This is a genomic window from Caldicellulosiruptor changbaiensis (assembly GCF_003999255.1).
Lineage (GTDB): Bacteria > Bacillota > Thermoanaerobacteria > Caldicellulosiruptorales > Caldicellulosiruptoraceae > Caldicellulosiruptor > Caldicellulosiruptor changbaiensis.
This window is the reverse complement of record NZ_CP034791.1, coordinates 2,261,417-2,279,201: the sequence shown is the minus strand read 5'-3', so window position 1 is coordinate 2,279,201 and position 17,785 is coordinate 2,261,417. Positions and strand designations below refer to the sequence as shown.

At 35.6% G+C, this 17,785-nt stretch carries 18 protein-coding genes and 1 tRNA gene; 13 read left to right on the top strand and 6 right to left on the bottom strand.

What is annotated here, in order from left to right; translation table 11 throughout:
• Positions 1-73: 73 nt before the first annotated feature.
• Complete coding sequence (locus tag ELD05_RS11075) at positions 74-1,735, top strand: FAD-dependent oxidoreductase (protein ID WP_127352473.1); 1,662 nt, start codon at positions 74-76, stop codon at positions 1,733-1,735.
• A 26-nt stretch (positions 1,736-1,761) separates the two neighbouring features.
• Here the strand turns inward: ELD05_RS11075 and ELD05_RS11070 are convergent, their stop codons facing one another.
• The gene (locus ELD05_RS11070) at positions 1,762-2,367 is read right to left on the bottom strand and encodes a DedA family protein (protein ID WP_127352472.1); all 606 of its coding nucleotides are present in this window, start codon (positions 2,365-2,367) and stop codon (positions 1,762-1,764) included.
• Positions 2,368-2,734: 367 nt separating this feature from the next.
• On the opposite strand from ELD05_RS11070, the gene ELD05_RS11065 reads away from it, so the two are divergent.
• From ELD05_RS11065 to ELD05_RS11050, 5 genes are all read left to right on the top strand, one after another.
• Complete coding sequence (locus ELD05_RS11065; protein WP_127352471.1) at positions 2,735-3,763, top strand: ubiquitin-like domain-containing protein; 1,029 nt, start codon at positions 2,735-2,737, stop codon at positions 3,761-3,763.
• A gap of 117 nt (positions 3,764-3,880) precedes the next feature.
• Complete coding sequence (locus ELD05_RS14810; RefSeq protein ID WP_277601414.1) at positions 3,881-4,003, top strand: hypothetical protein; 123 nt, start codon at positions 3,881-3,883, stop codon at positions 4,001-4,003.
• A complete protein-coding gene (locus tag ELD05_RS11060) occupies positions 3,975-4,868 on the top strand; it encodes a glycoside hydrolase family 130 protein (RefSeq protein ID WP_127352470.1) in 894 nt (297 codons plus the stop codon). The genes ELD05_RS14810 and ELD05_RS11060 overlap by 29 nt, the downstream gene beginning before the upstream one ends.
• Positions 4,869-4,937: 69 nt before the next feature.
• Positions 4,938-5,912: a zinc-dependent alcohol dehydrogenase family protein gene (locus ELD05_RS11055; RefSeq protein WP_127352469.1), complete on the top strand. Its 975-nt coding sequence runs from the start codon at positions 4,938-4,940 to the stop codon at positions 5,910-5,912.
• Between the two features lie 48 nt (positions 5,913-5,960).
• A tRNA-Ser gene (locus tag ELD05_RS11050) sits at positions 5,961-6,052 on the top strand.
• 60 nt (positions 6,053-6,112) lie between these two features.
• Here the strand turns inward: ELD05_RS11050 and ELD05_RS11045 are convergent.
• Together ELD05_RS11045 and ELD05_RS11040 are read right to left on the bottom strand one after the other, a co-directional pair.
• The gene (locus ELD05_RS11045; RefSeq protein WP_127352468.1) at positions 6,113-6,988 is read right to left on the bottom strand and encodes a sensor histidine kinase; all 876 of its coding nucleotides are present in this window, start codon (positions 6,986-6,988) and stop codon (positions 6,113-6,115) included.
• Positions 6,975-7,481: a hypothetical protein gene (locus tag ELD05_RS11040; RefSeq protein ID WP_127352467.1), complete on the bottom strand. Its 507-nt coding sequence runs from the start codon at positions 7,479-7,481 to the stop codon at positions 6,975-6,977. The genes ELD05_RS11045 and ELD05_RS11040 overlap by 14 nt, the downstream gene beginning before the upstream one ends.
• A gap of 100 nt (positions 7,482-7,581) precedes the next feature.
• Here ELD05_RS11040 and ELD05_RS11035 point away from each other — a divergent pair, with 100 nt between their 5' ends.
• Genes ELD05_RS11035 through ELD05_RS11020 form a run of 4 tightly spaced genes read left to right on the top strand, consistent with a single transcriptional unit; the run spans position 7,582 to position 11,532 of the window.
• Positions 7,582-8,478 carry a DUF2156 domain-containing protein gene (locus ELD05_RS11035; RefSeq protein WP_127352466.1) on the top strand — a complete coding sequence of 299 codons (897 nt, stop codon included), beginning with the start codon at positions 7,582-7,584 and terminating at the stop codon, positions 8,476-8,478.
• A 57-nt stretch (positions 8,479-8,535) separates the two neighbouring features.
• Complete coding sequence (locus tag ELD05_RS11030) at positions 8,536-9,537, top strand: phosphotransferase (protein WP_127352465.1); 1,002 nt, start codon at positions 8,536-8,538, stop codon at positions 9,535-9,537.
• The gene (locus ELD05_RS11025) at positions 9,528-10,496 is read left to right on the top strand and encodes a protein kinase family protein (RefSeq protein WP_127352464.1); all 969 of its coding nucleotides are present in this window, start codon (positions 9,528-9,530) and stop codon (positions 10,494-10,496) included. Before ELD05_RS11030 ends, ELD05_RS11025 begins: the two co-directional genes overlap by 10 nt.
• A gap of 43 nt (positions 10,497-10,539) precedes the next feature.
• Positions 10,540-11,532 carry a CotS family spore coat protein gene (locus ELD05_RS11020; RefSeq protein ID WP_127352463.1) on the top strand — a complete coding sequence of 331 codons (993 nt, stop codon included), beginning with the start codon at positions 10,540-10,542 and terminating at the stop codon, positions 11,530-11,532.
• Positions 11,533-11,584: 52 nt separating this feature from the next.
• Here ELD05_RS11020 and ELD05_RS11015 read toward each other — a convergent pair whose 3' ends face one another.
• From ELD05_RS11015 to ELD05_RS11005, 3 genes are read right to left on the bottom strand one after another with little or no spacing between them, the layout of a single operon-like run.
• Positions 11,585-12,373, bottom strand: a complete 789-nt coding sequence (locus ELD05_RS11015; protein ID WP_127352462.1) for a type III pantothenate kinase — start codon at positions 12,371-12,373, stop codon at positions 11,585-11,587.
• A 23-nt stretch (positions 12,374-12,396) separates the two neighbouring features.
• Entirely contained in the window at positions 12,397-12,717 is a 321-nt protein-coding gene (locus tag ELD05_RS11010; RefSeq protein WP_013431937.1) for a heavy metal-binding domain-containing protein, read from the bottom strand.
• A gap of 12 nt (positions 12,718-12,729) precedes the next feature.
• Positions 12,730-13,965, bottom strand: a complete 1,236-nt coding sequence (locus tag ELD05_RS11005) for an LL-diaminopimelate aminotransferase (protein ID WP_127352461.1) — start codon at positions 13,963-13,965, stop codon at positions 12,730-12,732.
• A 440-nt stretch (positions 13,966-14,405) separates the two neighbouring features.
• Between ELD05_RS11005 and ELD05_RS11000 the strand changes: the two genes are divergently transcribed.
• From ELD05_RS11000 to ELD05_RS14145, 3 genes are all read left to right on the top strand, one after another.
• Positions 14,406-15,092 carry a 4Fe-4S binding protein gene (locus ELD05_RS11000; protein ID WP_127352460.1) on the top strand — a complete coding sequence of 229 codons (687 nt, stop codon included), beginning with the start codon at positions 14,406-14,408 and terminating at the stop codon, positions 15,090-15,092.
• Between the two features lie 226 nt (positions 15,093-15,318).
• Entirely contained in the window at positions 15,319-17,406 is a 2,088-nt protein-coding gene (locus ELD05_RS10995) for a ribonucleoside triphosphate reductase (protein ID WP_127352459.1), read from the top strand.
• Positions 17,406-17,543 carry a hypothetical protein gene (locus ELD05_RS14145; protein WP_206516883.1) on the top strand — a complete coding sequence of 46 codons (138 nt, stop codon included), beginning with the start codon at positions 17,406-17,408 and terminating at the stop codon, positions 17,541-17,543. The genes ELD05_RS10995 and ELD05_RS14145 overlap by 1 nt, the downstream gene beginning before the upstream one ends.
• Positions 17,544-17,785 lie beyond the last annotated feature (242 nt).

The window sequence follows — 17,785 nt, the reverse complement described above, 5'->3', positions numbered from 1 at the left end:
GTGTTTTGTGTTTCGCTTTAAAAGGGTATATTAACAGTGAAATTAAGATTTTAAAGGGAGGGCATTTTGAAAAATGAGGTATATTGTAATTGGGGCTGTTGCAGGCGGGATGACAGCTGCAATGAAGATAAGACGGAACGACGATAAAGCACAAATTGTAGTTTATGACAAAGACACAGACATCTCGTACTCTGGCTGTTCTCTTGCGTATTACATCTCAGGAGTCATAAAAGACAGAAAAAGCATTGTTCCAAGAGATGTTGAGTATTTCAAAAAGTTCAATGTTGAAGTAAAAACAAGTCATAAGGTCTTGAGGGTTGACCCAAAGACAAAGTCAGTTCTTGTAAAAGACTTTTCAACAGGTAATATGTTTGAAGACAGGTTTGACAAACTTATAATTGCAACAGGTGCTCAGGCTTTCATCCCAAAGATTGAAGGAATAAATCTTGAGGGAATATTCACGCTCAGGAATGTAAAAGATGCTGACAAAATAAAAGAGTATATTGAAAAAACAGGTCCAAAAAAAGCCTTAATTGTTGGTGGTGGATATATAGGTCTTGAGATGGCAGAGGCGCTTTCTCTTTTGGGCATGGAGGTTTTGATTGTCGAAAAGCAGAAAAATATTTTGCCAAACCTTGACGATGACATGGCAAGGCTTGTTGAAAACTACCTTTTGCAAAAGGGAATACAAATTAGGAATGATTCTTCTGTTTTGCGATTTGAAGGTGAGGGTAAAGTAAAAGAAGCAGTTTTGAGCGATAAAAGTAAAATCCCTGCCGATTTTGTTTTGATTTCTGTTGGAGTGCGCCCAAACACAGAATTTTTAAAGGACTCTGGCATTGAACTTTTGGAAAATGGTGCAATCAAGGTTGATGAATATATGAGAACAAACATAGAAGATATCTTTGCAGCAGGTGACTGTGCAGCTGTGTACTTCAAGCTAAATGGTAAGACTATGTATGTGCCGCTTGGCTCAACAGCTAACAAAATGGGAAGAATTGCTGGGGAGAACGCAACAGGCGGAAATTTGAGATTTAACGGAATTTTAGCAACCTCAATCTTTAAGGTGTTTGATTTGACAATTGCCCAGACAGGGTATACAGAAAAGATGGCAAGGCAGGATGAGATTGAATATGAGGTTGGGCATGTTACAAAGCCGCACATCTCAACAGCTTATCCTGGTGCTGAAAAGATAACTATAAAAGCCTTGGCAGAGCTAAGTTCACGAAAAATCATAGGTGCGCAGATTGTAGGTACAAAAGGGGTTGACAAGAGGATTGATGTATTGGCCACAGCTATATATTCTGGTTTGACTGTAGATGACCTATTTCAGCTTGATTTGGCGTATGCACCGCCGTTTTCGTCAGCAAAAGACCCTATTCACTATGTGGGAATGGTTATGTCAAACTTCCTTGATAAAAGAAAGTTCAACTGTACCCAGGAAAAGCTTCTTCAAAGGATGAAAAATGGTGGAGATTTTGTTGTGCTGGATGTAAGAACGCCTGAGCAGTACCAGAAAAAACATATAAAAGGTGCGATAAACATCCCGCTTGAGATGATATATCAAAAAATAAATCAACTTCCCAAAGATAAACCAATAATTGTGTACTGTAACAGTGGAGTCAGCTCAAATATAGCACAAAACATCTTGCAGCAAAATGGATTTAGAAAGGTTTGTAATCTCTCTGGCGGAATTTTAAATGTCACGCTTCCTGAACTCCTGGAAGGAGAGTAAAAAGGTGTTTTAAAAGGTTTTTGGTCCTACACCTTTTTCTTTTTTGCTAAAATCTTTAGAACAATTGCCCAAACTAATACTATAATAGCAGCCAGAAGAAAAATTGCAAGCCAGAAGAGACTTATATCCTTTTTGTACAAGAACTTAAAAAGACTAAACCCATACCAGTAAAAGTATACATAAAAAGTTGCCCAGATTGTATCACCAATGAATGAGGATATGACATATTCATAAAAATTCATTTTGCTAATTCCAGCCAAAAAAATTACAGGTGTGCGCGGCACACCAATTATTCTTGCAATTGGCACGGCAAAGATTCCATACTTTACAAAAAAATTGTTGACAGACAAAAGGGTTTCTTTTTTTATTTTAAGTATCTTTTCAAAAATATTGATAATAGAACTTCTGCCACTTCTAAGAAGAAGATTAATCGTAAGATTTCCGCATAGGTTTCCAAGTGAGATTACCATAATCAATGTAAAAGGACTGTATTTGTGAAGGTTTATAAGCGCTACTGCTCCAAGATAAGCTATCTGCGTTGGGAATGGTATTCCAAGCCCTTCTATGAACAAAATTAAGAATATTCCAATGAGTCCAAACCTCTCAACCAGATATTTCAAGAAGCTAATCATAATTACATCATCTCTTTGAAAAAACTTTTTTCATATATCTATTTTAGTCTTCTTGACATAGAATAAACAGAGAAAATAAAAGTTTATAAAAAATCCACAAATAAAATTTTGTATGGTTATTAATATCCCACTTCCTGCTTAGGCAATAAAGAAAATACACAATGGCCAATTAATAAGAAAAATGTTAGGTGAAACTTAATAAAATTTGTGTATAACTTGTATGCAAAAAGTATAAAATTCAAATATGAAAGGTGTGAAAGTTAAGAAAATTTCTTGACTTTTCAGGTCATTTGACAAAAAAATTTTTTTAAATTAAAATAACAAAGAAGTTTTAGACAAAAAATTTCCACTTTATGGGAGGTTGGTTATGGAGAGACTTAGGTGCCTTGTGGCAAAGCCAAGGGATATGAAGAAACTCGTCCTTGCCTTTGTCATTGTATTTGCCCTGTCCATCCTACTTGGCGCAATGACAGCACAGGCACTAATAAAAGAGATAAGTGTGACAATCGACGGCAAAACTTTTTATTATAAAACAATTAAATCAACAGTCAAAGAGGTTTTAGAGGAAAATGGAATTACCATTACAAAAGATGACTATATAAGTCCGAGCTTAGATTCAAAGATTGATGAGAATACTAAGATCGTCATAAAAAGAGCTTTTGAAGTAAAGATTTTGGTAGACGATGAGGAAAAGGTTGTATATATTCCAACTGGCACAGTTGAAGATGCCATCAAAAAAGCAGGTGTATCTCTTGGAAAGTCGGACAAAGTAAACCTTCCGCTATCTCAGATTCTTGACAAGCCCACGGTGATAAAAATTACCCGTGTAAAGGAAAAGATAGTAGTTGAAAGACAAAATATACCATTTTCTACAATAACAAAGACAAATTATAGGATGGACCATGGCAAACAAAAAGTTGTCCAGCAAGGTCAAGATGGTATATTAGAAAAGAAGTTCAAGATTGTTGTAGAAGATGGCAAAGAGGTAGAGAGAAAGCTAATAGGGCAGAGGATTATAAAAAGTCCCAAGCCAAGGATTGTTGAAGTTGGGGCAATAAGATGGTTTAAGACATCAAGAGGTGAGATTGTAAGGTACAAAAAGGTCTACACTATGATTGCAACAGCGTATTCCCTCACACCAAGTGACACCGGAAAAAGTCCAGATCATCCAGACTATGGCAGAACAGCAACAGGGCACAGAGTTCGGCGTGGCGTTGTTGCTGTTGACCCGCGTGTGATTCCACTTGGCACAAGGCTTTATATTGAAGGTTATGGGTTTGCAACAGCTCTTGATACAGGGTCTGCAATAAAAGGAAATAGAATAGACCTTTTTGTTGAGAAAGATGCCTATAAGTTTGGGGTTCGACGTGTAAAGGTTTATGTACTTGCAAACTAAAAATTGTGTGAAAGATATGTTGGCCTCCTTGACAAACAAAGGGGGCCTTTTGTTGTTCAAATCTGACATATCAATTTTCAAAAAGGAACGCAAAAAGGATGCAGGATATTTTTTCAATTGCAATTTTTAAAAGTTCAATTAAAATTATGTGATGAAACTTCAAAAGAAGAGCTGACAGCAGAAAAAACAAAAGGGGGCGCAAGATACTTTTATGTTCAAACTCCAAAGGGTGACAGATAAGCCTGTGCTAAGACCAAAACAGGAAAATGAGTGGGAGAGGGCTGCAGTTTTCAATGCAGCAGCTATATATCACAGAGGACTGTTTCATTTGATTTACAGGGCAACTAACATTCCACCTCACAAGGACTATGGTGAGTATATTTCAACAATTGGTTATGCCGTGTCAACAGATGGTGTTAACTTCTATAGACTTGACAAACCTGTAATGGTTGCTGAGAATGCTCAAGAAAGAAGAGGGATAGAGGACCCAAGAATTGTAGAGATTGACGGGACGTTTTACATGACATACACTGGATTTGGCGGAAGATATGATGGCGATTTTAGGATAATGTTAGCAAAGTCAAAGAACCTAATAAAGTGGGAGAGAATAGGAGTTGCACTTGACGAACCAAACAAAGACGCAGCTCTTTTTCCAGAGAAGATAAATGGCAGGTATGTGATGTTTCACAGAAGATATCCTAACATGTGGCTTGCATTTTCAGATGATTTGGTTCACTGGACAGATCATGTTGAAATAATGACAATACGAGAAAATTCTTGGGAGAGCAGCCGAATTGGCGTTGCAGGACCACCAATCAAGGTCAAGTTTGGGTGGCTGGTTATATACCACGCAGCTGATAATAAGAATGTATATAGGCTTGGTGCAGTACTGCTGGATAGCAAAGACCCAACAAAGGTTTTGTCAAGGTTCTCTGAACCAATATTAGAGCCTGAGCTTTCATGGGAAGTTGATGGATACATACCAAACGTTGTTTTCAGCTGTGGTCATGCAGAAGTTGGCGATGAGGTTTGGGTTTACTATGGTGGTGCAGATACTGTCATTGGCGTTGCAAAGTTCAATAAGGAAAAGATAAAATTCGATTGAAAAATCTTGCTTGGTAGTGGTAAACTGAATATTAGATGAAATTTTCTTTAGAGAAGGATTAGAATAAAAGTGAGAGCGGCGGTATTTTATGGCAAAAAAGATTTAAGAGTTGAAGAGATTGATTTGCCACCATTAAAAGAAGGCGAAATTTTGGTAAAGATCAGGGCGTGTGGAATATGTGGAACAGATGTGCACATATTTAATGGCGAAGAAGGTTCAGCAAAGGTCACACCACCGATTATTTTAGGGCATGAGTTTTGTGGTGAGGTAGTTGAAACAAAAAGCTTACTTTTTAAAGTAGGGGACAAAGTAAGTATTGACCCGAACATTTATTGTGGGGTATGTAGATTTTGCAGAAGTGGGAAAGTACAATTGTGTGAAAGTCTTACAGCTTTGGGTGTAAACTTAAATGGTGGGTTTGCAGAGTATGCGATTGTATCTGAAAAACAAGCAATATTGTTTGAAGATATAGAATTTGAGGAAGCAGCATTGGCAGAACCTCTTGCTTGCTGCCTACATGGAATTAGAAAGCTTGAAATAAACCCGACAGATAAGGTTCTGGTAATTGGCCTTGGGCCAATTGGCCTTATTATGCTTGAGATTTTGAAACTTTATGGGGTTTACAATATCTATGGATATGAGATAGATGATTTTAGAAAAGAAATTGCAAAAAGGCAGGGTATAAAGGAGATAATTGTGGAGGATACAGATGAAAAGTTTGACATTGTAATTGAGTGTGCAGGAACAAAAGAGAGTATTGAGATGGCATTTGAAAAGCTTCAAAAAGGTGGACAACTACTCGTATTTTCTGTGCCCTCACCAAAGACAAATGTTTTAATAAATCCCTTTGAGATGTTTAAAAAAGAGGCAAGAGTTTATTGGTCATTTGTAAACCCGTTTACCCAAAAATTGGCAATTGAATTACTTAGAGCAAAGAAAATTAGCTTAAAACATATAATAACCCACAAAATTTCATTAGAAGAGCTTTCTCAGGCTCTTAGCAAGAGGTATGAAAGGCAACTTAAAGTGATTGTTCAGCCTTGACGAAATAGAATATTTAAGCTATAATAGAATGTGTCTATTGAGCCATGCGGAGAAGTACTCAAGTGGTGAAGAGGCGCCCCTGCTAAGGGCGTAGGTCGGGTAAAACCGGCGCGAGGGTTCGAGTCCCTCCTTCTCCGCCAGTAGAGAATAATAAGGACTTTAAAATAAAAATATAACCTCTTCATGGAAGGAAGAAGAGGTTATATTTTTTTTGGCAAAGTTACTTTAAATGTTGTATATCCTTCTTTTTCATATTTGTCTTGGCTTTTGTGCTCAGAGAAGACCTCAATCTGGCCACCATATTTTTCGACCGTGGACTTTACAATAAAAAGTCCTAATCCTGTTGAGTTTTTTGTTGAATATCCGAGCTCAAATATTTTTTCTTTTTTACAATCATCAATGTATGATCCAGAGTTTGTGATAGAAATTTCAACCTGACTGCCTGTGTCATTAATCTCAAGAACTACATATTTAGAAAGTGAGCACTTTGCATAATAAAATGCATTGTCAATTAGATTGCCGCAGATATTTATTAAATCCATCGAATCAAACTTTAAATTGCTAAAGTCTACATTATAACGAAATTCAAAATTAATATCATACTTTTTAGCTAAGGAGCTTTTTGCAAATATCAAAGCTGATAGCTCAGCACAGCCAAGCCCATAAAACTTTGAAGTGCATTTAAGATTTTCACTAATTTGTTCGATGTAGCGCACGGCATCATCATATTTTCCAACACAGATGAGTCCCCAGATTATCTGAAGATGATTGTTAAACTCATGCCGCTGTGCTCTTAAGATGTTTATAAAATTATCCAATGATTTTATATTATCCTTATAGATCTGTGTTGTTTTTAATGTACTGAGTGCAGAAAAAAGGTTTTTGACAGTGTACAAGTTCAAAATAGCAAGTAAAGTAAAAGAGTATACAATAAGTACTCTTTGCCATTGAGGAATTCTTAAGTGTTTTATCAGTTCTGTGTTGATAAAATAAATTGAGTATATCAACAAAAATATAATGAGAAATAGGAGAAAAAGAATTGCAAGTAGGAATTTTGTCTGTTCATTTTTCTTCATAGCCAGCTTCATTCCCTTTTTCAAATGTAATTGGAAATAGTTTGCAAATATCACAAATAAAATATTTCTTGCTTTTAATAACTGCTAACAAAATACTCATAATGGTTATTTCTATTACCAATGTAGCAATATCACAAGCAAGTACAGACGGCGTTAAATAAAGATTATAGGCAATTGTACTGATAATTGAATATCCTCCAAACTTTAGTGCAAGACATAAGGATTGCGAAATAAGACCCAAAATGATACCATATAAGGGTAGAAGCCTTAAATATATGATATATAAAAGTATTAAGCATACTGTCATAAGTATCAAACCAAGCATTAAGTTGATTCCATTGTTGAATACAATAGTATCCCACAGACCTTGGATAAAACCTACAACTAATATTTTCTTGCTGCTATAGCTTATACCAAATAGGCTAAGTATCAAGCTTACAAGAAAAAATACTTTGAGAAAGTATAGTGGATACAAAACTATGTATTGAATCATCTTTTCTGTTCCTCTACTTTACAAAAGTATTCTATATGATATTATATATTTTCTTTTAGGTTTATTCAAAATTTTTATATATCAATGTGGGGGTAAAAGTATGAAGTTTTACAAGATAGACATCTCTGACAAAAGAATATTTGATGAGTATTTCAAAGCTTTTCAGCCTGAGATTGCTGACCTAACATTTACAAATCTTTTTATGTGGGATCCATTTTATGATATTAACTTTACAGAAGAAGATGGTTTTTTATTAATTATGGCAAAACCTTATAACCAGCCACCATTTTTGCACGGTCCTGTAGGGGTAGATACCAACAAGCTTCCTATTGTAATTGAAAAGGCTAAGAAGTATTTTGAAACTCAAGGTTATAAGTTCATGCTTAAAAGAGCGTCTCAAAAGACAATAGATATGCTAACTCAGTGTGGTATGAAATTTGAGAGTATATTTGAAAGAGACCTTTCAGACTATGTCTATAGGGTTCAGGATTTGGTTCAGTTGAAAGGCAAAAAGTATCATCCAAAGAAGAATCATATAAATAAATTTTTACGGCTTTATGGCGAAAGGTATAAAGTAAAAAAGATTGATGATGAGATTGTCAGGCTTTGCTGGGATTTTGAATGTGAATGGTATGAAAAGAGAAACGGACAAAGTGATGTTGGTCTTACATTTGAGAAGTTGGCAATTGAAAGGGCAATCAAAAACTTTGATAAACTCTCATATGAGGGGATGGTCGTTTTTATTGATGGTAAGATAAAAGCGTTTACCTTTGGTGAGCCTTTAAATAAAAATACAGTTGTGATTCACATTGAAAAAGCTGACCCTGACATTGAAGGGCTCTATACCTTTATCAATAACAAATTTCTCATAGAATTTTGGCAGGACTTTGAATTTGTCAACAGAGAAGAGGACTTAGGGAAAGAAGGTATAAGAAAGGCAAAGATGTCTTATCATCCATTTAAATTTGCCGAAAAGTTTACAGTACTTTTTGATTAACACAAAAATAAACCTTGCCATATAATGAAATTGAGCCATTTGTAAATTTGAAATTTCGTGGAAAAGATAAATTTCAAATTAGTAGAAGAAAATTATTCAATCAAGATTGAAAGAATAAAACAAATTAAAACAAATGCATATTTCATTAAAACAAAGGATAAAAAGAAATATTTTTTAAAGCTAAGCAGAGTAGACAAATCTCACGTAGACTTTATTATGGATGTCTATTCACACCTGAAAAAAACGTCGTTCAAAAGCCACCTGATTGACTTTGAAAGAACAACAGATGGTGGCTTTTATTTTTTAGACAACTTTAAAAGAGTTTGCCTTCTATGCAAATGGATTGATGGTAGAGGAGCAGATTACAAAACATTTTCTGATTTGAAGGTCATTGTAAGCATTTTAGACCATCTTCATACCTCTACAGTTTGTTTTGCAAAACAGGAAGATAGAATGCACCTTCCTTGCTATGAAGAGATTTTTCAAAATAAGTATTCACAAATAAAAACAATGGAGAATATTATACATCAAAAAAAAGTATATAGCACATTTGATAACTGTTTCTTGAAGGCAATTCATCGATTTGAAAATAGGTTTGCTGAGTGCATACGTTTTATAAAAAAGATGGGTAGTTATTTTAGAATATCGAACCCAAAGGTACTTATCCACCATGATCCTGCTCATCACAACTTTATCTTTACTGAGGATAATGTATATCTCATAGACTTTGACTATGCTGTTTTTGATTATGATGTGCATGATTTTGTCAACTTAGGTGTGAGGATTTTAAAAACAAATGAGTGGAATATTGACATTTTCAAGTTTTATCTAAAACTGTTAATAGAAAAAGGTATTCCCAAAAAGTTCTGGTTTGAAGTGTTTTGGATTTTGATGCTTTTTCCCCAGGAGATTTGGCAGGTTGGGCTTCAGTACTACTTTGAAAAACAGCCATGGACTGAAGAGTATTTTTTAAAAAGACTAAAAGGCGCTATTGAAATACAGACAAGAAAGGAGATGATAGTAAATAAGGTTGTAGGGGGGAAGTTGAATTGGCACTGAAAAATATAATCTCGCTTCAGTATGGGATGAATATAAAGAGTATGAAACAACTGCAAAATGAGTTTTTGATAAAAACTGCAAAGGCAGAGTACATTGTTAAAAAAGTAAAGTTGTCCCCGGCAGAAATTGTTTTTATTTATCATTGCCAAGAACATTTGAAAGAAAACAAGTTTGTAAGCTTTGAGAAGATTGTCCCAACAAAAGATGGTTGTCCTTACCTGAGGGTTGATAAATCACTTTATGTACTAATTGAGCACTTTAAAAAGGAACCAATTGAAATTATTGAAAAAGAAATCTCAAGCTGTATAGAGTTTATAAATATGTTTCATGCTGCTTCTACTAACCTTACTTCGACAATTGGGGCAAGATATAAAGCTTCTTACGGCAAGGACAGGATTGCAGCGAGAAACATGTATTCGGTTTTTACGAAAGTAAAACAAAATCCTAACCTTATCAAAAATGAGAGCTTAAAAAAAGTTATTTTAAAGACAATTGATAAAAATATTGAATATGTAGAAAAGGCAACAAAGATATTAGAGGATGACAGATATATTGACATCATTGGACGATCTATGCAAGAAAATAGGTTTATTCATGGGAAACTCACTCTTCAAAATATAGTAAAGATCTATAATAAATTAAGACTTATAAATATGTTTGATGTTGAACTGAACATTCGCGAAAAAGACATTGCAACCTTTGTCAAAAGCTTACTTAAAAGAAATAAGGACTTGGACTTTGACGAGATTATTGGACGCTTTTACATCACATCTTTTGACCAGTACAGGCAGAAACTAATATTAGCACTTTTGCTTTTGCCATATGAGTATTTTAGCGTGATCAAAAAGCTATTAAAGCTTGGAAATTTGGAGTGGGCATTTAGAGGTTTTGAAGAAAAGATAAATAGGATTTGTGAAAAAGATGAATACAAGCATAAAATTCTCACCTCCCTGCATTAAATATTAGGATTTTTCATATAGTTTTTAGTGGGAGGTGTTTTTTATGATTTTGCTCAGAGAAGAAATAACTCAGTTTTTTGATATAGAGGTTTTTTATTTTATGCCCATTCGTGATATTCTTGTACTCTCAACAGACAGTGGCTTAAAGTGTTTTAAAAAGGTTGACTATTCAGTGGAGACACTTTTGTTTATCCACGGTGGAAAGGAACACCTTGTTTCAAGAGGATTTTTAGATATAGACAGGTTTAACTTGAGCAAAGCTGGTGAGCCATATGTTATCTTGAACGACGATATTTATGTTCTCACTGACTGGATAGATGCAAGAGAGTGTGAGCTTGAAAATCCAATTGAGCTAAAAGCTGCAGCAGAAAAGCTTGCTCTCATGCACGAGGCCTCTTATGGTTATACAGATGTCCCGCAAGGTGCGAGAATACGAGACGATTTAGGGAAACTCATGACACGCTTTGAAAAAAGGTGTAACGAGTTTTCGCGTATGAGAAAGATGGCAGAAAAGAGAAAAAGCATGTTTGATTATGAGTATTTATTTACATATTCATATTATTATGAGCTTGCTAAAGAAGCTTTTGAAAAGATCAAAAATTCTAAATATAGTAGCCTTTGCGAAGAGGCAAGACAAAAAAGAGGTTTTATCCACCGCGACTATTCATACCATAATATACTCTATACCCAAGATGGAGATGTGTATATAATTGACTTTGACTATCTTACGTATGATTTGAGAGTAGTTGATATAGCGAGTTTTATGCAAAAGGTTCTAAAAAGGATTCATTGGGATATAAAAACAGGCGAGAGCATCTTAAACTGGTACTCCAACATCTCGCCTTTGAGCAAAGATGAGCTTGAACTGATATATATCATTCTGCTCTTTCCATATAGATACTGGAAAACGTGTAACCGATATTACAATGGTAAAAAAAGCTGGTCTGAAAAGGTGTTTACTGCAAAGCTAAACGAGGTAATTAGCGAAAGAGACTTTCACTATGACTTTATAAAATGGTTAGAAAAGCAGATATAGAAAAAAGGGCTACAAAACCAGAAGACTTGGTTCGTAGCCCCCATTTTACTTTCTATAGAATCACCTGCTTGTTCTTATAGTAGATAATTCTCAAACCTTCCAACGTCAAAATAGGATTAACAATTTGGATAGTCTTTGACTCTTGAGCAATTAATCTTGCAAGCCCACCTGTTGCAATCACTTTTGCATCCTTTTCATTCATCTCTTCTTTGATTTTGTTTACCATATAATCAACAAGACCAACATATCCGTAGATAATACCTGACTGCATCGCATGCACTGTATTTTTGCCAATGACTGTTGGAGGTTTTTGAAGTTCTATTCTGTGAAGTTTGCTTGCATGGGAAAAAAGTGCTTCTGCAGATATTTTTATTCCAGGTGCAATTGCACCACCAAGGTATTCTGATTTAGAGCTCAGGGCACAAAATGTTGTTGCTGTACCAAAGTCAATTATCACGGCAGGTCCGCCGTACAGCTCATTTACAGCAACTGCATTGACAATCCTGTCTGAGCCAACCTCCTTGGGATTTTCAGTTTTGATGTTCAAACCTGTCTTAATTCCAGGTCCCACAACAATCGGTGTGCAATTGAAGTATTTTTGGATAGCCCTTTCAAATGAGTACATTATAGATGGTACTACAGAAGATATTATAACATCCATTATTTCAGATGGTGATATACCACTGTAGCTTAGCATTTGAGTCATCAAGATTCCGAACTCATCTGCTGCCTTTTCCTTGTCTGTCTTCATCCTGTAGCTTGCAAGAAGGTCTTTTCCTTTATAAACCCCAAACACAATGTTTGTATTTCCAATATCAACAACCAAAAGTTTGTCTTTCATCGTATCTTCACCTTTAAAGAAGTTTATTCAACTACAACAGCAGTTCCTGTAACAGAGACCATTAGCATACTTCCGTTTGCTCCCAAAACCTCATAATCAATGTCAATTCCAACAACTGCATTTGCACCAAGCATTGCAGCCCTGTTTTGAAGTTCTTGCAGAGCTTCTTCTCTTGCCCTTATAAGTTCATTTTCGTATGTTCCAGACCTTCCGCCAAATATGTCTGTGATTGACGCGAAAAAATCTTTTACCAGATTGACACCAACAATTACTTCACTGCTCACAATTCCTTTATATTCCACAATTTTTTTGCCCTCAATAGAGGGAGTTGTTGTAACAATCATCACAAAAACCTCCTAAAATTCAAATTCCACATCAGAAAGTCTTCTCTTGAGCTCTTCCATAACTCTTATTTCATCCTCAGGTGTTTTTGCCTCAAATGTGACTGAGAATCTCACAAAATGTCCTGCATCATCCCATGGCACTGTTGAGATACACTTTTCTGTAATGAGGTACTCCGAAAACTCTTCAGCTGTCTCAAACCTTCTACCACCTTTGATTCCCTTTGGAATCTCAACATATAAATAGAACGAAGCCTTTGGCTTTTGTGCATCAAAACCAAGCTCTCTCAATGTCTTCACAAGAAGATCATGGCGGCGAGAGTATTTTTCATTTATCTTCTCAGTAATCTCAGGATGTTCAAGAGCATAGATACCCGCTTTTTGAATTGCCTTAAACTGACCAGAGTCGTTATTGTCTTTGACAGCTGCAAATGCCTTTACAACAAGCTCATTTCCTGCAACAAATGCAAGTCTCCAACCTGTCATGTTGTATGCTTTTGAAAGTGAATGAATTTCAACTCCAACTTCTTTTGCACCATCAACAGATAAAAAAGACAGAGGTTTGTATCCATCAAACACCAAAGCAGCATATGCAGCGTCATGTACAACTATAATGTTGTTCTTTGCAGCAAACTCAACAACCTCTTCAAAGAATTCCTTTGTTGCAACAGCACCGCATGGGTTGTTTGGATAATTTAAGTACATCAGTTTTGCTCTTTTTTTGATATCAGCAGGAATAGAACTTAAATCCGGCAAGAAATTATTCTCTTTCAAAAGCGGAACGTTGTAAACCTCACCGCCAAGCCACTTTGTGATTGTGCCAAGCACAGGATAGCCCGGTACCGTCATGATTGTCACATCACCAGGGTTTATAAATGCATATGGCAAGAGCGCCAATGCTGACTTTGAACCAATTGCATGGTTGACCTCTGTGTCAGGGTTAATTCCCTTAACACCATATACTCTTTCTAAATACTTTGCAGCTGCTACTTTGAATTCATAAATTCCATTATCAGCATATCCTCTGTTTTCGTCTTTTCCAGCTTCATAGGCCAAAGTTCCAATTATACCCATGTCGGCTTTCTCATCCGGCTCACCAACACCCATGTCAATTAGCTCCATATCAGGGTGAAGCTCTTTTGCCTTAGCCTTTGCTCTTTTAATTTTTTCGAACTTATATAAAACTGTCTCTTTTCCAAAGTTGCTTCCACCAATTCGCTCTGCGAACATGTTCTGAATAAAGCTTTCCATTTAATATCTACCTCCTTCAAAAATCACAAATTTATATTTTCTGTGTTATTTTTCTTGTAAATTAGTGGTAATTTATTTTGGTTCCAATGAAATAGAAACATTCAAAACTAATGTGTTAGTGATATTTTAACATAAATCAATAAAAATTTGAAAGGGCAATATGCTTTTATATAGTGTGGAGAATTTTCGAAAAATTTTTTTGTTAGAATATCCCTACATTTAAGAAATTGAAAGCAACACAACTACTTAAGGTTTTCCTAATAAATATTTTACACTAAGCTTTTACAAACCATAGCTTATGCACAATTAAAAAATGAAACTTTCAAACCATGAAAAATTTCATTTAACTTTTCCACTTGATCTACAATACCTACCTATGGTATATATCATCGTTGAAAATACGAGTTTACAAAAGATAAAGACAAGGGGGTAAAGCCAAAATGGAGGTTTTAGAGAAAGGTTTGAAAAAAGGCAATAAAAAGAAAACAGAAGCGAAAAAACTCAACTACAAGCCGTTTGTTGCACTTTTGTTGCCGACAGTTATTATAGCTGGTTTGTTTTATCCTCTAATGGGACTTTTCGCATTTGTTTGTATGGCAGGAGCAGTAGTTTTGAGTTTCTATAAAGGAAGATATTGGTGTTACAGATTCTGTCCAAGAGGCGCTTTTTTGGACGAATTCATCTCTAAACTCAGCTTTCAAAGGTCAGTTCCACAAATTTTGAAGTCAGGTTTTTCAAAGGCATTTTGGGTTGTATTTTTCATGCTTATGATGGCTTTGAATGTGATAAGAAGTGGTGGGGATATATATAGGTTTGGCAAGGGAGTAGTTTTGCTTTTGTGGCTTACCTCTTTATTGGCAATAATTGGTGGAATTTTGTTCAAGCCAAGAACGTGGTGTATTGTCTGCCCGATGGGGACAATAAGTGGTTTGGTAGGGAAAAGAAAAAGACCTATTGAAATAGATGTAAGTAAATGCGTTCAGTGCAAGCTTTGTAATAAAAACTGTCCAATGGAGATAGAGGTTTGCTCTTTTAAAGAAAATGGAATAGTAGAAAGTATAAACTGCATAAAATGTGAAACTTGTGCTAAGGTATGTCCTAAGGATGCTCTTGTGAGCTTAGATTAAAAGCAGCATTTTAAAGAGCTGCTTTTTATTTTTTGCTCTTTTATTACTTATATTTCCTTAATTTCAATTATAATTCTTCTTGTTCTGCATTGACTTGAAAATGGTGTTGGAATATAATATATTGTGTTCAGGAAATGTTTTAGACACAATATATAGTGGTATAAAATCTTTAAGGCTGTTTAAAATGAGTATTTTAAAGATTGGCATGTGAAAGGGGTAAAGAAAAATGATAACAAAGGTTATGAAAAGGGATGGGACGATTGTTGACTTTGACCGCAAAAAGATAGAAAATGCGATCTTTAAGGCTGCAAAGGCTGTTGGTGGTTCTGACTATTCAATTGCTGAAAAGCTTACTGACCAGGTCATAGAGCTATTGGAAAAGAAGTTTGGCTATTCAATCCCTCATGTTGAAGATATTCAGGACATAGTAGAAAAAGTTTTGATAGAAAACGGTCATGCAAAGACAGCAAAGGCTTACATTCTCTACAGAAAACAGCACCAAGACATGAGAGAGTTCAAAAACCTGTTTTTGGACATTGAGAATACAGTTGACCAATATATTGGGAAAGAAGACTGGAGAGTAAATGAAAACAGCAACATGAGCTATTCTCTCCAGGGGCTCAATAACCACATATCAACAGCGGTTATTTCAAAGTACTGGCTAAACAAGATATACCCAAAAGAGGTTGCAGAGGCGCATATAAATGGCGATTTTCATCTTCATGATTTAGGAGTGCTTGGAGTATACTGCTGTGGCTGGGATTTGAGAGACCTTCTTTTAAACGGATTTACAGGAGTTGAAGGAAAGGTTGCATCAAAGCCGGCAAAACATTTTAGAAGCGCTCTTGGTCAGGTTGTAAACTTCTTTTATACTCTACAGGGTGAGGCAGCAGGTGCACAGGCATTTTCTAACTTTGACACATACCTTGCACCGTTTATATACTACGACAAGCTCACATATTCAGATGTAAAACAAGCACTTCAAGAGTTTGTATTCAATACAAATGTGCCAACAAGGGTGGGTTTCCAGAGCCCGTTTACAAATATAACCTTGGACTTGGTGCCACCTTCCACTTTGAAAGATGAGCCTGTTATCATTGGCGGACAGATTATGGATAGGACCTATAAAGAATTTCAGCGCGAGATGGATATGTTCAACATGGCATTTGCTGAGGTTATGATGGAAGGAGATGCAAAAGGGAGGATTTTCTCATTTCCGATTCCAACATACAACATAACAAAGGATTTTGACTGGGACAGCCCGGTTGTAAACAAGATAATGGAAATGACAGCAAAGTATGGTCTTCCTTACTTCAGCAACTTTGTAAACTCTGATATGAAACCAGAAGATGCAAGGTCAATGTGCTGCAGACTTAGACTTGACAATCGGGAGCTTAGAAAACGTGGCGGGGGACTTTTTGGTGCAAATCCGCTGACAGGTTCAATTGGAGTTGTTACAATCAACCTTCCAAGAGTAGGATACCTGTCAAAGTCCGAAGATGAATACTTTGAAAGATTAGCAAGACTTATGGACATTGCAAAGACAAGCCTTGAAATAAAAAGAGAGGTATTAGAAGATCTTACCAAGAAAGGTTTGTATCCATATTCCAGATTTTATCTGCGCGACATCTATGCACGCTATGGTGAGTATTGGAAGAATCACTTCAATACAATTGGAATTGTTGGAATGCATGAAAGCCTGCTCAACTTCATGGGTGTTGGAATTGACACAAAAGAGGGAAGAGAGTTTGCAATAAAAGTACTTGATTTTATGAGAGAAAGAATTAGAAAGTACCAGGAAGAGACAGGAATACTTTACAACTTAGAGGCAACGCCTGCAGAAGGGACATCATACAGGCTTGCAAGAAAAGACAAGCAGATGTTCCCGGACATAATTACATCGGGGAAGGATGAGCCATTTTACACAAACTCAACCCAGCTTCCTGTTGACTACACAGATGATATATTCACAGCTTTGGATCATCAAGAAGAGCTTCAGATTCGCTACACAGGTGGCACTGTTTTGCACGGGTTTGTTGGTGAAAAGATTGATGATATTGAGGTTTGCAAAGAGATAGTCAAAAGGATTGCATACAACTATAGAATCCCGTACTACACAATAACACCAACATTCTCTGTATGCCCAGACCACGGATATGTTGCAGGTGAGCACTTTAGCTGTCCAACATGTGGCAAGGAGTGTGAGGTTTATTCAAGAGTTGTTGGTTACTACAGACCTGTTCAGTGCTGGAACAAGGGTAAGCAAGAGGAATTTAAGTTCAGAAAAGAGTATAAGATTGCTGTGAAAAGGTAATGGTTTTTGTTATTAGTTTAATAAAAAAAGGAACTGTCTTTTTAACCAATGAAGGCAGTTCCTTTTTGTTTATATTACAAAATATAGTTGTAGATGTAATTTTAAAAAATATTGACATATTTACTTTTGTAGAGTAAAATAAAAATAAGGATTATACGGAAAATAGAGGTGTTTATAATGAGTTTATGATAGTTTAAACTAAATAGTCAAGTATTAACATGTGTTAAGTAACTATTAATATTCAAAAAAAACAGGAGGGAGAAAAAACAATTTTAAGAAAGATAATAATTTCAGTAATTTTAATTGTTTTAATTATGATGTCTCAATCATACACTTTTGCGAACGATAATCTTACGTTAAGTGATTTAGGTATCACAGA

Coding starts and splice junctions, on each gene's coding strand:
- ELD05_RS11075 (WP_127352473.1), top strand. CDS start 74: ATGAGGTATATTGTAATTGGGGCTGTTGCAGGCGGGATGACAGCTGCA.
- ELD05_RS11070 (WP_127352472.1), bottom strand. CDS start 2,367: ATGATTAGCTTCTTGAAATATCTGGTTGAGAGGTTTGGACTCATTGGA.
- ELD05_RS11065 (WP_127352471.1), top strand. CDS start 2,735: ATGGAGAGACTTAGGTGCCTTGTGGCAAAGCCAAGGGATATGAAGAAA.
- ELD05_RS11060 (WP_127352470.1), top strand. CDS start 3,975: ATGTTCAAACTCCAAAGGGTGACAGATAAGCCTGTGCTAAGACCAAAA.
- ELD05_RS11045 (WP_127352468.1), bottom strand. CDS start 6,988: ATGAAGAAAAATGAACAGACAAAATTCCTACTTGCAATTCTTTTTCTC.
- ELD05_RS11040 (WP_127352467.1), bottom strand. CDS start 7,481: ATGATTCAATACATAGTTTTGTATCCACTATACTTTCTCAAAGTATTT.
- ELD05_RS11035 (WP_127352466.1), top strand. CDS start 7,582: ATGAAGTTTTACAAGATAGACATCTCTGACAAAAGAATATTTGATGAG.
- ELD05_RS11020 (WP_127352463.1), top strand. CDS start 10,540: ATGATTTTGCTCAGAGAAGAAATAACTCAGTTTTTTGATATAGAGGTT.
- ELD05_RS11015 (WP_127352462.1), bottom strand. CDS start 12,373: ATGAAAGACAAACTTTTGGTTGTTGATATTGGAAATACAAACATTGTG.
- ELD05_RS11010 (WP_013431937.1), bottom strand. CDS start 12,717: ATGATTGTTACAACAACTCCCTCTATTGAGGGCAAAAAAATTGTGGAA.
- ELD05_RS11005 (WP_127352461.1), bottom strand. CDS start 13,965: ATGGAAAGCTTTATTCAGAACATGTTCGCAGAGCGAATTGGTGGAAGC.
- ELD05_RS11000 (WP_127352460.1), top strand. CDS start 14,406: ATGGAGGTTTTAGAGAAAGGTTTGAAAAAAGGCAATAAAAAGAAAACA.
- ELD05_RS10995 (WP_127352459.1), top strand. CDS start 15,319: ATGATAACAAAGGTTATGAAAAGGGATGGGACGATTGTTGACTTTGAC.
- ELD05_RS14145 (WP_206516883.1), top strand. CDS start 17,406: ATGGTTTTTGTTATTAGTTTAATAAAAAAAGGAACTGTCTTTTTAACC.